The 13,663-nt window shown below is 62.4% G+C and carries 11 protein-coding genes and 1 pseudogene; 8 read left to right on the top strand and 4 right to left on the bottom strand.

Annotated features, from left to right (window positions below):
• The first annotated feature begins 114 nt into the window (after positions 1-114).
• Complete coding sequence (gene clpS, locus OSW16_RS17565) at positions 115-477, top strand: ATP-dependent Clp protease adapter ClpS (RefSeq protein WP_241805425.1); 363 nt, start codon at positions 115-117, stop codon at positions 475-477.
• A gap of 30 nt (positions 478-507) precedes the next feature.
• On the top strand, positions 508-2,778 hold the full coding sequence (clpA, locus tag OSW16_RS17560) for an ATP-dependent Clp protease ATP-binding subunit ClpA (protein ID WP_039601928.1): 2,271 nt from the start codon (positions 508-510) through the stop codon (positions 2,776-2,778).
• An 85-nt stretch (positions 2,779-2,863) separates the two neighbouring features.
• On the opposite strand, the gene infA is transcribed toward clpA, so the two are convergent.
• From infA to aat, 3 genes are all read right to left on the bottom strand, one after another.
• A complete protein-coding gene (gene infA / locus OSW16_RS17555) occupies positions 2,864-3,082 on the bottom strand; it encodes a translation initiation factor IF-1 (protein WP_002553999.1) in 219 nt (72 codons plus the stop codon).
• 102 nt (positions 3,083-3,184) lie between these two features.
• Positions 3,185-3,892 carry an arginyltransferase gene (locus OSW16_RS17550; protein ID WP_046788264.1) on the bottom strand — a complete coding sequence of 236 codons (708 nt, stop codon included), beginning with the start codon at positions 3,890-3,892 and terminating at the stop codon, positions 3,185-3,187.
• 56 nt (positions 3,893-3,948) lie between these two features.
• Complete coding sequence (aat, locus tag OSW16_RS17545; RefSeq protein ID WP_267817209.1) at positions 3,949-4,629, bottom strand: leucyl/phenylalanyl-tRNA--protein transferase; 681 nt, start codon at positions 4,627-4,629, stop codon at positions 3,949-3,951.
• Positions 4,630-4,957: 328 nt separating this feature from the next.
• Between aat and OSW16_RS17540 the strand changes: the two genes are divergently transcribed.
• The 6 genes and pseudogenes from OSW16_RS17540 (at position 4,958) to cysG (ending at position 12,421) form a co-directional block, all read left to right on the top strand.
• Positions 4,958-7,471 carry a DNA translocase FtsK gene (locus OSW16_RS17540; RefSeq protein ID WP_418942199.1) on the top strand — a complete coding sequence of 838 codons (2,514 nt, stop codon included), beginning with the start codon at positions 4,958-4,960 and terminating at the stop codon, positions 7,469-7,471.
• Between the two features lie 62 nt (positions 7,472-7,533).
• On the top strand, positions 7,534-8,169 hold the full coding sequence (gene lolA, locus OSW16_RS17535) for an outer membrane lipoprotein chaperone LolA (RefSeq protein ID WP_241805422.1): 636 nt from the start codon (positions 7,534-7,536) through the stop codon (positions 8,167-8,169).
• Between the two features lie 12 nt (positions 8,170-8,181).
• Positions 8,182-9,507, top strand: coding sequence for a replication-associated recombination protein A (locus OSW16_RS17530; protein ID WP_241805421.1), 1,326 nt, complete (start codon positions 8,182-8,184; stop codon positions 9,505-9,507).
• Positions 9,508-9,530: 23 nt separating this feature from the next.
• Positions 9,531-9,704, top strand: a pseudogene (locus tag OSW16_RS17525) (fluoride efflux transporter CrcB); the annotation flags it as partial.
• Between the two features lie 41 nt (positions 9,705-9,745).
• Entirely contained in the window at positions 9,746-11,026 is a 1,281-nt protein-coding gene (gene serS, locus OSW16_RS17520) for a serine--tRNA ligase (protein ID WP_267817204.1), read from the top strand.
• Positions 11,027-12,421 (top strand): siroheme synthase CysG, encoded by a 1,395-nt coding sequence (gene cysG, locus OSW16_RS17515; RefSeq protein ID WP_241805419.1) that lies wholly within the window; start codon positions 11,027-11,029, stop codon positions 12,419-12,421.
• A gap of 232 nt (positions 12,422-12,653) precedes the next feature.
• Here cysG and OSW16_RS17510 read toward each other — a convergent pair whose 3' ends face one another.
• The gene (locus tag OSW16_RS17510) at positions 12,654-13,610 is read right to left on the bottom strand and encodes a glutathione S-transferase family protein (protein WP_267817202.1); all 957 of its coding nucleotides are present in this window, start codon (positions 13,608-13,610) and stop codon (positions 12,654-12,656) included.
• Positions 13,611-13,663: the final 53 nt, after the last annotated feature.

Here is a 13,663-nt window from a genome sequence, read left to right as displayed (position 1 = left end):
TATTGGTTGTAACACCGTTTTGCCGATAGTCAAGGTCGCCCCGTCTACACGCGGGCTGCGGCTTGTGCGGTCAACTCACAACCTTAACCTGTCGATCATGATGAAATTCTTTCCATGCATGCACGTAGCGAGATTCGACTAACATTCAATCAGGATCGCCCGCAATCGAATGAGGACGACGGCTCAGGGCTTGCGGTACAGGAAGCCAAGCCGATCCTGCAGGCGCCACCGATGTACAAGGTGGTTTTGTTCAACGATGACTACACGCCGATGGATTTCGTCGTCGAAGTGCTCGAAACGTTCTTCAATCTGAACCGCGAGCTGGCGACCAAGATCATGCTGACCGTCCATACCGAAGGGCGGGCAGTGTGCGGATTGTTTACCCGGGACATCGCCGAAACGAAGGCCATGCAGGTCAACCAATACGCCAGGGAAAGCCAGCATCCGCTACTCTGTGAAATCGAGAAGGACGGTTAATCGCCGACCACTTGGGTATGAGGTGAAGCTATGTTAAACCGCGAGCTCGAAGTCACCCTCAATCTTGCCTTCAAGGAGGCCCGTTCGAAGCGTCATGAATTCATGACCGTCGAGCATCTGCTGCTGGCACTCCTTGACAATGAGGCTGCTGCGACCGTTCTGCGCGCCTGTGGCGCCAATCTCGACAAACTCAAGCACGACCTGCAAGAGTTCATCGATTCCACCACTCCCCTGATTCCCGTCAACGACGAGGATCGCGAAACCCAGCCGACCCTAGGCTTCCAGCGTGTGCTGCAGCGTGCCGTGTTCCACGTGCAAAGCTCTGGCAAGCGCGAGGTGACCGGTGCCAATGTGCTGGTGGCGATCTTCAGCGAACAGGAAAGCCAGGCCGTGTTCCTGCTCAAGCAGCAGAGCGTGGCCCGTATCGACGTGGTCAACTACATTGCCCACGGCATTTCCAAAGTGCCGGGCCACGGCTCGCACAGTGACAGCGACCAGGAAATGCAGGATGAGGAGGGCGGCGAGACGTCGTCCTCGAGCAACCCCCTGGATGCGTATGCCAGCAACCTGAACGAATTGGCCCGTGCTGGGCGAATCGACCCGCTGGTCGGGCGCGAGCAGGAAGTCGAGCGTGTGGCGCAGATCCTTGCCCGCCGGCGCAAGAACAACCCGCTGCTGGTCGGTGAGGCTGGTGTGGGCAAGACCGCGATTGCCGAAGGCCTGGCCAAGCGCATCGTCGATGGTCAGGTGCCCGACCTGCTGTCGCAGAGCGTGGTGTATTCGCTCGACCTTGGCGCACTGCTGGCAGGGACCAAGTACCGTGGCGACTTCGAGAAACGCTTCAAGGCGTTGCTTGGTGAGCTGCGCAAACGCCCCCAGGCCATCCTGTTCATTGACGAAATCCACACCATCATTGGTGCCGGTGCTGCCTCGGGCGGCGTGATGGACGCCTCCAACCTGCTCAAGCCGCTGCTGTCTTCCGGCGAGATTCGCTGCATCGGTTCGACGACGTTCCAAGAGTTTCGTGGCATCTTCGAGAAGGATCGTGCCCTGGCACGGCGCTTCCAGAAGGTGGATGTCAGCGAGCCGTCTGTCGAGGACACCGTGGGCATTCTGCGCGGCCTCAAAGGGCGCTTTGAAAGCCATCACAATATCGAGTACAGCGACGAAGCCTTGCGCGCCGCCGCCGAGCTGGCATCACGCTACATCAATGACCGCCACATGCCGGACAAGGCCATCGACGTGATCGACGAAGCTGGGGCCTATCAGCGCCTGCAGCCTGAGGCGAATCGGGTCAAGCGTATCGATGTACCTCAAGTCGAGGACATCGTGGCCAAGATCGCGCGGATTCCGCCGAAGCACGTCACCAGCTCCGACAAGGAGCTGCTGCGTAACCTGGAGCGTGACCTGAAACTGACCGTGTTCGGCCAGGACCAGGCGATCGATTCGCTGGCCACGGCAATCAAGCTGTCCCGTGCAGGCCTCAAGGCACCGGACAAGCCGGTCGGTTCGTTCCTGTTCGCCGGCCCTACCGGTGTGGGCAAGACCGAAGCGGCGCGGCAGCTGGCCAAGGCGCTGGGTGTCGAGCTGGTGCGCTTCGACATGTCCGAGTACATGGAACGGCATACTGTGTCGCGCTTGATCGGTGCGCCTCCTGGGTATGTCGGGTTCGACCAGGGTGGCCTGCTGACCGAGGCGATCACCAAGCAGCCGCATTGCGTGTTACTGCTCGATGAGATCGAGAAGGCGCACCCGGAAGTCTTCAACCTGCTGCTGCAGGTGATGGACCACGGTACCCTGACCGACAACAACGGGCGCAAAGCGGACTTCCGCAATGTGATTCTGATCATGACCACCAATGCCGGCGCTGAAACTGCGGCACGCGCTTCCATTGGTTTCACCCATCAGGACCATGCGTCCGATGCGATGGAAGTCATTCGCAAGAGCTTCACACCGGAGTTCCGCAACCGTCTGGACACCATCATCCAGTTTGGCCGCCTGAGTCACGAGACCATCAAAAGCATCGTCGACAAGTTCCTCATCGAACTTCAGGCGCAGCTGGAAGACAAGCGCGTCTTGCTTGAAGTCAGCGATGCCGCCCGCGGCTGGCTGGCGGCCTCTGGCTACGATGTGCAGATGGGTGCGCGGCCGATGGCGCGGCTTATCCAGGACAAGATCAAGCGGCCGTTGGCCGAGGAGATTCTGTTTGGCGAGCTGGCCGAGCACGGCGGTGTGGTGCACATCGACCTGCGCGATGGGGAGTTGGTGTTCGACTTCGAAACCACGGCAGAAGTCGCGTGATGCAAGGGGCTGCTTCGCGGCCCCAAGCCATTTTTGCGAGCACAAAAAAGCCCGGCACATGGCCGGGCTTTTTCATGGCTGGAGCTTAGCGCGCACGGTAGGTGATGCGGCCCTTGCTCAGGTCATAAGGCGTCAGCTCGACGCGGACCTTGTCGCCAGTGAGAATACGGATGTAGTTCTTGCGCATCTTTCCGGAGATGTGCGCGGTTACGACGTGCCCGTTTTCCAACTCCACGCGGAACATGGTGTTGGGCAGGGTGTCGACGACAGTACCTTCCATTTCGAAGCTGTCTTCTTTCGACATGCAGTTGAGCCCTCGGTGTCCAGTGTTGGCCCGACGCATAACCGCACCGGGCAAAAAAGTGGCGTGGATTATGCCGGAAAATAGTGTGTCAAGCCAATGCTTTCAGTTGAGAGTGACCCAACGCTGGTTGATCAGCAGCTCGATGGGGCGATACTGGGTCTTGTAGTTCATCTTCTTGCAGTTCTTGATCCAGTAGCCAAGATAAACCGCTTCGAGGTCCTGGCGCAGGGCTTCGGTGATTTGCCAGAGGATGGCAAAACGCCCCAGGCTGCGCCGTTCTTCGTCGGGCTCATAGAACGTGTACACCGCAGACAGCCCGTTGGGTAGCAGGTCGCAGACGGCAACTGCCAGCAGGCGACCGGCCAGGCGGAATTCGTAGAACCAGCAGAACGGCAAGTCGCGCACCAGAAAGGTGGAAAACTGATCGCGGCTTGGCGGGTACATGTCGCCATCGGCATGACGGGTTTCGATGTAGCGACGGTACAGGTCGAAATATTCTTCTTTGAACGCCGGCCGTGCAGCCGTCACGGTGAGGTCTGCATTGCGCTTGAGGATGCGCCGCTGCTGGCGGTTGGGAATGAAGCGCGCGGCCGGGATGCGCGCCGGCACGCAGGCATTGCAGTTCTGGCAATGGGGGCGGTACAGGTGGTCGCCACTGCGGCGAAAGCCCATCTCCGAGAGGTCGGCATACACATGCACATCCATCGGCTGGCTGGGGTCGAGGAACAGGGTGGTCGCCTGCTCGTTCGGCAGATAGCTGCAGGAGTGGGGCTGAGTGGCATAGAACTTCAACCGCGCCAACTCTGTCATGATCGACCCCTTCGGTGAGACTTTGCTTTAAGTGTAAGCCAGCTCTCGGAACTCGCCTAGGTGCGCCAGCTGGCACTGTTGGGCTGGTCGAGGTGAAGGGCCAGGTAATCGGCGAAGCTCGCGCGGCTGATCGCGCGGGCGCCCAGGCTGTGCAGGTGATCGGTCGGCATCTGGCAGTCGATCAGCACGAAGCCTGCATCGCGCAGGTGGTTGACCAGGGTCACGAAGCCGACCTTGGACGCATTGTCGGCGCGGCTGAACATCGACTCGCCGAAAAACAACCGCCCCATGGCCAGGCCGTACAGGCCGCCCACCAGTTCGCCGTTTTGGCGTACCTCCACCGAATGGGCGATACCGCGCCGGTGCAGCTCGCAGTAGGCGTTGCGCATGGTGTCGGTGATCCAGGTGCCGTCCGCGTAGTCGCGCGGCGCGGCGCAGGCGTCGATCACGGCGGGGAAGTCGGTGTCGAAGCTGACCTGATAACGCGCCTGGCGCAACAGCTTGGCCAGCGAGCGCGAGACATGCAGCTCGTCCGGGAACAGAACGGTGCGTGGGTCGGGCGACCACCAGAGGATGGGTTGGCCGTCCTGGTACCACGGGAAGCAGCCATGGCGATAGGCCTGCACCAGGCGCTCGGGGCTCAGATCGCCACCAGCGGCGAGCAGGCCGTTAGGGTCCTGCAGGGCTTTTTCCAGGGGTGGGAAGGTCAGCGAGTCGCGAGTCAGCCAGGTGAGCATGGTCTATCGTGCGGTGGGGGAGGGGAGCAGGCAGCATGGCAAGGAGGGCGCCTGCGGTCAATGCTTGGCCCGCGCGGGGCAAGTCCTGCCCGCAGGAGCGTCCAATCGGGCGATAGGGTCGGCAATTTCCTACACATTCGTGAGGCTACAGGCACCATCTGGCACATTTGCTGTCACACCTGTGCAAAAACACAGCATAAGCCTTTGTCACAAAAGAAAATGCATGCTCAAATTGCAGCTATACGAAAGTCGCCCCCACCCAAACGCCATAGGGCGTGCCGCCATGGCGGCCGGCGGGCAGTAATGTTAAAAGTAGGGGTTCATTGGCCTGTCATCGGCCAATCACTACTGGACGCGCAGCACGCGCAGGAATAGACGCGTTTTGAAGAAATCCACCGCAACTCCAGCTCCATTGCCTGTGCCCCTGTGGCGCCAGCAGCTGCATTACCGCCTCAAGGAAGGTGCGTTGATCGCTGTCGGCGCCCTGTGCCTGTACCTGTGGATGGCGCTGCTGACCTACGATACCTCCGACCCAGGCTTCAGCCACACCAGCAACGTCGACCAGGTGCAGAACGCTGCCGGGCGTGCCGGTGCGTATTTCGCCGATATCATGTTCATGGTGCTCGGCTATTTCGCCTACATCTTCCCTTTGCTGCTGGCGATCAAAACTTGGCAGATCTTCCGCGAGCGCCATCAACCCTGGCAATGGAGCGGCTGGCTGTTCTCCTGGCGCCTGATCGGCCTGGTGTTCCTGGTGCTGTCGGGTGCTGCACTGGCGCATATCCATTTCCATCCCCCGGCGAGCCTGCCGTTCTCCGCCGGTGGTGCCTTGGGCGAAAGCCTCGGCGATCTGGCGCGCAACCTGCTCAACGTGCAGGGCAGCACGCTGATGTTCATCGCCCTGTTCCTGTTCGGCCTGACCGTGTTCACCGACCTCTCGTGGTTCAAGGTGATGGACATGACCGGCAAGATCACCCTGGACCTGTTCGAGCTCGTGCAAGGCGCGGCCAACCGCTGGTGGGAGGCGCGCAACGAGCGCAAACGCCTGGAAGCGCAACTGCGTGAGGTGGACGAGCCGAGGTTCGATGCGCCGCCAGCGGCTGCCGAGAAGCGCGAACCGGCCAAGGCGCAGCTGCGCGAGCGTATCGGTGAGCGCGATGAGCCCCCAGCGCGCCCTGTCGTCGCCCAGCGCGAACCGGTTGTGCCACGCGAGCCTGTGGTCCCCCGTGAGCCTTCGATTGCCCCTGTGATCATGCCGCCTGCCGCGCCGGCCAAGGCAGTGGAGCCGAGCAAGCGGGTGATGAAGGAAAAGCAGGCGCCATTGTTCGTCGACAGCGCCGTGGAAGGCACTTTGCCGTCCATCTCCATCCTCGACCCAGCCGAGCAGAAGAAGATCGAGTACTCGCCAGAATCCCTGGCCGGCGTCGGTCAGTTGCTGGAAATCAAACTCAAGGAATTCGGCGTCGAAGTCTCGGTGGACTCCATTCACCCGGGCCCGGTCATTACCCGCTACGAAATCCAGCCCGCGGCCGGGGTCAAGGTCAGCCGCATCGCCAACCTGGCCAAGGACCTTGCGCGGTCGCTGGCCGTGACCAGTGTGCGGGTGGTCGAGGTCATCCCCGGCAAGACCACCGTGGGTATCGAGATCCCCAACGAAAACCGGCAGATGGTGCGCTTCTCCGAGGTGCTGTCGACACCGCAGTACGACGAGCAGAAGTCGCCCGTCACCCTGGCCCTGGGCCACGATATCGGCGGCAAGCCGGTGATCACCGACCTGGCCAAGATGCCACACCTGCTGGTAGCCGGTACCACCGGTTCCGGTAAGTCGGTGGGTGTGAACGCGATGATCCTGTCGATCCTGTTCAAGTCCGGCCCTGAAGACGCGCGCCTGATCATGATCGACCCGAAGATGCTCGAGCTGTCGATTTACGAAGGCATCCCGCACTTGCTGTGCCCGGTGGTCACCGACATGAAGGACGCCGCCAACGCGCTGCGCTGGAGCGTGGCCGAGATGGAGCGGCGCTACAAGCTCATGGCGGCCATGGGCGTGCGTAACCTGGCCGGTTTCAACCGCAAGATCAAGGATGCCCAGGAGGCCGGCGAGGTCATCCATGATCCGCTGTACCGTCGCGAGAGCATGGAAGACGAGCCACCGGCCCTCAAGACCCTGCCGACCATCGTGGTGGTGGTCGACGAATTCGCCGACATGATGATGATCGTTGGCAAGAAGGTCGAAGAGCTGATCGCCCGTATCGCCCAGAAGGCTCGGGCAGCCGGTATTCACCTGATCCTCGCCACCCAGCGCCCATCGGTGGACGTGATCACCGGCCTGATCAAGGCCAACATCCCGACCCGCATGGCGTTCCAGGTGTCGAGCAAGATCGACTCGCGCACCATCATCGACCAAGGTGGCGCCGAGCAACTGCTGGGCCACGGTGACATGCTCTACATGCCGCCAGGTACCAGCCTGCCGATCCGGGTACATGGCGCATTCGTCTCCGACGATGAAGTGCACCGCGTGGTGGAAGCATGGAAGCTGCGTGGTGCTCCGGACTACAACGACGACATCCTCAACGGCGTCGAGGAGGCCGGCAGCGGCTTCGAAGGCGGCGGTGGCGGTGGCGGCGACGAGGATTCGGAAAGTGACGCCCTGTATGATGAGGCGGTGCAGTTCGTTCTCGAAAGCCGCCGGGCGTCGATTTCGGCCGTGCAGCGCAAGCTGAAGATCGGCTACAACCGCGCCGCCCGCATGATCGAGGCGATGGAGATGGCCGGTGTGGTCACCCCCATGAACAGCAACGGTTCGCGGGAAGTGATTGCCCCGGGCGGCCCGCGCGACTGATGAACACCTTGCCAGGCGCCGACGGTGGCGCCCGGCTTCATAAATGCTCAATGAGGATTAACATGCGCGCGATTCGCATGCTGTTGGTTTCTGCCCTGACCCTGGGTTCGGTAACGGCCACACTGTCGGCTCACGCTGGTGAGCAGGACGTACAGCGCCTGACCCAGTTGCTGGAAAAGTCGCAGACCATCGAGGCCAATTTCTCCCAGCTGACCCTGGACGCCGGTGGCACCAGCCTGCAGGAGACAACCGGCAAGATGACGGTCAAGCGCCCGGGCCTGTTCTACTGGCACACCGATGCACCCCAGGAGCAGGTGGTGGTGTCCGACGGCAAGAACGTCACCCTGTGGGACCCTGACCTGGAGCAGGCCACCATCAAGAAGCTCGATGTGCGCCTGAACCAGACCCCGGCGCTGCTGCTGTCCGGTGACGTGTCGAAGATCAGCCAGAGCTTCGACATCACCTCCAAGGAGCAGGGCGAAGTGATGGACTTCACCCTCAAGCCAACCACCAAGGACACCCTGTTCGATTCGCTGCGCGTATCGTTCCGCCGTGGCCTGATCAACGACATGCAGCTGATCGACAGCGTCGGCCAGCGCACCAACATCCTGTTCAATGGCGTCAAAGCCAACCAGCCGGTGCCGGACAGCAGGTTCAAGTTCGACATCCCGAAAGGCGCGGACGTCATCAAGGAGTAAGCAGAGCGCACCATGGACCTGTTTCGAAGCGAACCTGTTGCCCAGCCCCTGGCTGCCCGGCTACGCCCGTCCAACCTGGACGAGTATGTCGGCCAGGAGCACCTGCTGGCGCGCGGCAAACCGCTGCGTGAGGCGCTGGAGCAGGGTGCGCTGCACTCGATGATTTTCTGGGGGCCGCCGGGCGTGGGCAAGACCACGCTCGCCCGGCTGCTGGCACAGTTTTGCGATGCGCACTTCGAGACGGTTTCGGCGGTACTGGCAGGGGTCAAGGAAATCCGCCAGGCCGTCGAGGTGGCCAAGCAGCAGGCCGGCCAGTATGGCCGCCGGACCATCCTGTTCGTGGACGAGGTGCACCGCTTCAACAAGTCCCAGCAGGATGCGTTCCTGCCTTTCGTCGAAGATGGCACGCTGATCTTCATCGGCGCCACCACCGAGAACCCTTCCTTCGAACTGAACAACGCTTTGCTCTCGCGTGCGCGGGTCTACGTGCTCAAGAGCCTGGACGAGCCCGCCTTGCGCAAGCTGGTCGACCGCGCACTCAACGAAGAGCGCGGTTTGGGCAAGCGCAACCTGAGCGTGGGCGACGACGCTTTCAAGATGCTGATGGCCGCCGCCGATGGCGATGGCCGGCGCATGCTCAACTTCCTCGAAAACGCCTCGGACCTGGCCGAAGATGGCAGCGAGATTGGCGTAGACCTGCTGCAGAGCCTGCTCGGTGACAGCCGCCGGCGCTTCGACAAAGGCGGCGAGGCCTTCTATGACCAGATTTCCGCCCTGCACAAATCGGTGCGCGGCTCCAACCCGGACGCCGCGCTTTACTGGTTCGCGCGCATGCTCGATGGCGGCTGCGACCCGCTGTACATCGCCCGCCGCGTGGTGCGCATGGCCAGCGAGGACATCGGCAACGCCGACCCACGGGCCCTGAGCCTGTGCCTGGCGGCCTGGGACGTGCAGGAGCGCCTGGGCAGCCCCGAGGGCGAGCTGGCGGTGGCTCAGGCCATTACCTACATTGCCTGTGCGCCGAAGAGCAACGCCGTGTACATGGGCTTCAAGACTGCCCTGCGCGAAGCCGCCGAGCATGGCTCGCTGGAGGTGCCACTGCACCTGCGCAACGCCCCGACCAAGCTGATGAAGCAGCTCGGCTACGGCGAGGAGTACCGCTACGCCCACGACGAGCCCGATGCCTATGCCGCAGGTGAAGATTACTTCCCGGACCAGCTCGAGCCACGTCAGTATTATCAGCCCGTGCCCCGGGGGCTTGAGCTGAAGATCGGCGAGAAACTGCGCCACTTGGCCGACCTCGATCGCAGCAGCCCGCGTCAACGGAGAAAGCCGTGAGCGCTCTGTGCCATGACCCAGTCCTGCACAAGCCGCTGGCGCCTGTCGGACAGCGCGCTGGCCTTATCGTCGGCGTCACGGCGACGTTTTCCTCTTTTTCGCTCCATACCGTGCGCCCGGTGGAAAGTGGGCAAGTGCCCCTGGCCGTGGGCTATACCGGTATTAGCGTGATGGGCGGGCTACTGGCCTGCCCCTGACCCGACTCTGAACCAACCTACACACATAACGAGAGAACGATATGCTCGATTCCAAACTGTTACGCGGCCAACTTCAGGAAGTGGCGGACCGCCTCGCCTCCCGTGGCTTCAGCCTGGATGTCGCGCGCATCGAATCGCTGGAAGAGCGCCGCAAGGCGGTGCAGACCCGCACCGAGCAGCTGCAGGCCGAGCGTAACGCCCGCTCCAAATCCATCGGTCAGGCCAAGGCCAAGGGCGAGGACATCGCACCGCTGATGGCTGACGTCGAGCGCATGGCCAATGAACTGGCCGCAGGCAAGGTCGAGCTCGATGGCATCCAGGCCGAACTGGATGGCATTGTCCTGACCATCCCCAACCTGCCGGACGCCAGTGTGCCGGTCGGTGCCAGCGAAGACGACAACGTCGAAGTGCGCCGTTGGGGCACGCCGAGGGCGTTCGATTTTCCAATCAAAGACCACGTCGCCCTAGGTGAAATCAGCGGTGGCCTGGACTTCGAGGCTGCTGCCAAGCTGTCGGGCGCCCGTTTTGCCGTGCTGCGCGGCCCGGTTGCCCGCCTGCACCGCGCCCTGGCGCAGTTCATGATCAACCTGCACACCGCTGAACACGGCTACGAAGAACACTACACCCCGTACCTGGTGCAGGCGCCAGCGTTGCAGGGCACCGGCCAGCTGCCGAAGTTCGAGGAAGACCTGTTCAAGATCACCCGTGAAGGCGAAGCCGACTTCTACCTGATCCCGACCGCTGAAGTGTCGCTGACCAACCTGGTAGCCGGCGAGATCATCGATGCCAAGCTGCTGCCGCTCAAGCTGGTCGCCCATACCCCGTGCTTCCGCAGTGAAGCCGGCGCTTCGGGCCGTGATACCCGTGGCATGATCCGCCAGCACCAGTTCGACAAGGTCGAGATGGTCCAGGTGGTCGAGCCGTCCAAGTCCATGGAGGCGCTGGAAGGCCTCACTGCCAACGCCGAGCGCGTACTGCAGCTGCTGGAACTGCCCTACCGCGTACTGGCCCTGTGCACCGGCGACATGGGCTTCGGCGCGGTGAAAACCTACGACCTCGAAGTATGGGTGCCGAGCCAGGACAAGTACCGCGAGATCAGCTCCTGCTCCAACTGCGGTGACTTCCAGGCGCGCCGCATGCAGGCCCGCTGGCGCAACCCGGAAACCGGCAAGCCAGAGCTGGTGCACACCCTCAACGGTTCGGGCCTGGCCGTAGGCCGTACCCTGGTCGCTGTGCTGGAAAACTACCAGCAGGCCGATGGCTCCATCCGCGTGCCGGAAGTGCTCAAGCCCTACATGGGCGGTGTCGAGGTCATCCGCTAAATGGATTACCTGCCGCTGTTCCACAAGCTGCAGGGCGGCCGTGTGCTGGTCGTCGGTGGCGGCGAGATCGCCTTGCGCAAGGCGCGCCTGCTGGCCGATGCCGGCGCCGCGCTGCGGGTGGTGGCGCCTGAGGTCGACGGCCAACTGGCTGCGCTGGCCCGTGAAGGTGGCGGTGAGGTCCTGGTGCGTGGCTATCAGGGGGCTGACCTGGTCGGCTGTCGCCTGGTGATTGCGGCCACCGACGACCCTGAGCTCAATGCTCAGGTGTCGGCGCAGGCGCAGGCGCTTTGCGTGCCGGTCAATGTGGTGGATGCGCCGGCGCTGTGCACGGTGATCTTCCCGGCCATTGTCGACCGTTCGCCGCTGGTGGTTGCGGTATCCAGCGGCGGTGACGCCCCTGTGCTGGCGCGCCTGATTCGCGCCAAGCTGGAAACCTGGATCCCGTCCACTTATGGCGAGCTGGCCGCCTTGGCAGCGCGCTTCCGGCACAAGGTCAAGTCGCTTTACCCGGATGTCAACCAGCGTCGCGGCTTCTGGGAAACCGTGTTCCAGGGCCCGATCGCCGAGCGTCAGTTGGCCGGGCAGGGTGCCGAGGCCGAGCGGCTGTTGCAGGCGATGGTCGATGGTGCCCCGGTGCAGCAGGGGGGGGAGGTGTATCTGGTAGGGGCGGGGCCGGGTGATCCGGACTTGCTCACCTTCCGCGCCTTGCGCCTGATGCAGCAGGCCGATGTGGTGCTGTATGACCGCCTGGTGGCACCGGCGATCATTGAGATGTGCCGCCGCGACGCCGAGCGTATCTACGTCGGTAAGCGTCGTGCCGAGCATGCCGTGCCGCAGGATCAGATCAACCGTCTGCTGGTCGACCTGGCCCGCGAGGGTAAGCGTGTGTTGCGCCTGAAGGGCGGTGACCCGTTCATTTTCGGCCGTGGGGGCGAAGAGATCGAAGAGCTTGCCGAGCATGGCATCCCGTTCCAGGTGGTGCCCGGTATTACCGCAGCCAGTGGTTGCTCTGCCTACGGCGGCATTCCGTTGACCCACCGTGACCATGCTCAGTCAGTGCGCTTCGTCACCGGCCACCTCAAGGACGGTACCAGCAACCTGCCTTGGAATGACCTGGTGGCGCCGAACCAGACCTTGGTGTTCTACATGGGCCTGGTAGGGTTGCCGACCATTTGCGCTGAGCTGATTCGCCATGGCCGTGCGTCGAGCACGCCGGCGGCGTTGGTGCAGCAGGGGACTACCCGCAATCAGCGGGTGTTCACTGGTACGTTGGCTGACCTGCCAGCATTGGTGGCCAAGCATGAAGTGCATGCGCCGACCCTGGTGATTGTCGGGGAAGTGGTCCAGTTGCGTGACAAGCTGGCCTGGTTCGAAGGTGCACAGCAGGACCAGTAAAAGCGGGGGCCGCTTTGCGGCCCATCGCCGGCAAGCCGGCTCCCACAAGATGGTGGTTTTCACCGAAGAAGTGGGCTGCAATCCAGTGACCTGGGCAGTCAGGGTTGGTCAACTTTTTGAAGGCCGGCGCCATACCTTGTGGTAGCAACTGTCCTGCTCAACTTCTAAAGCTGGCGCGATCCCTGTGGGAGCCGGCTTGCCGGCGATGGGCTGCAAAGCAGCCCTAACTCCCTCAGCTCCAAATCCCTTTGCCAGGCAACCGTTCCCGATCATGCGGCAAGTTGAAATCCTGCAGCGGGCCTTTGGGCACGATCCCGTTCGGATTGATGGTTTTGTGGCTCATGTAATAGTGCTTCTGGATGTGCTCCATGTTCACCGTCGGCGCCACACCCGGCCACTGGTACAGCTCACGCAGCCAGTTCGACAGGTTCGGGTAATCGCTCAACCGGCGCAGGTTGCACTTGAAGTGGCCGTGATACACCGCATCGAAGCGCACCAGCGTGGTAAACAGGCGCACATCGGCCTCAGTCAGATACTCGCCTGCCAGGTAACGTTGGCGATCCAGCAGTGCTTCCAGGTAGTCCAACTCGTTGAACACTTCGTCGAACGCAGCCTCGTAGGCTTCTTGCGTGGTGGCGAAGCCGGCACGGTAAACACCATTGTTCACGGCTGGGTAGATACGTGCGTTGAGCGCCTCGATGGTCGGGCGCAATGGCTGCGGATACAGGTCGAGGGTGTTGCCTGTCAGCTCATTGAACGCACTGTTGAAGATACGGATGATCTCCGCCGACTCGTTGTTGACGATGCGCTTTTCCTTTTTATCCCACAGCACGGGCACGGTCACGCGGCCTGTGTAGTGCGGGTCGTCCTGGGTATAGCGCTGGTGCATGAATTCGAGGGCGTCAAGGTGATCGCCGGTGGAGCCCTGTTGCTGGTCGAAAGTCCAGCCGTTTTCCTGCATCAGCCAACTGACCACCGACACATCGATCAACGGCTCCAAGCCTTTGAGCGCCCGAACGATCAGGGTGCGGTGAGCCCATGGACAGGCCAGCGACACATAGAGGTGGTAGCGACCGCCTTCAGGGGCGGGCAGCGGATTGCGGCGTTGGGCGTTCTCGCGCTTGAAAGTGCCATCCTTGCCGTTTTCGTACCACTGGTCGTGCCAGCGGCCGTCGATCAATAGGCCCATGATGAGCTCCTCGGAACAAAGTTGTTTGTCGTTGGAGCCCAGTCTAGGGCAAG

Source organism: Pseudomonas putida (assembly GCF_026625125.1).
Classification (GTDB): Bacteria; Pseudomonadota; Gammaproteobacteria; order Pseudomonadales; family Pseudomonadaceae; genus Aquipseudomonas; species Aquipseudomonas putida_X.
This window is presented reverse-complemented; position numbering and strand designations above follow the sequence as displayed.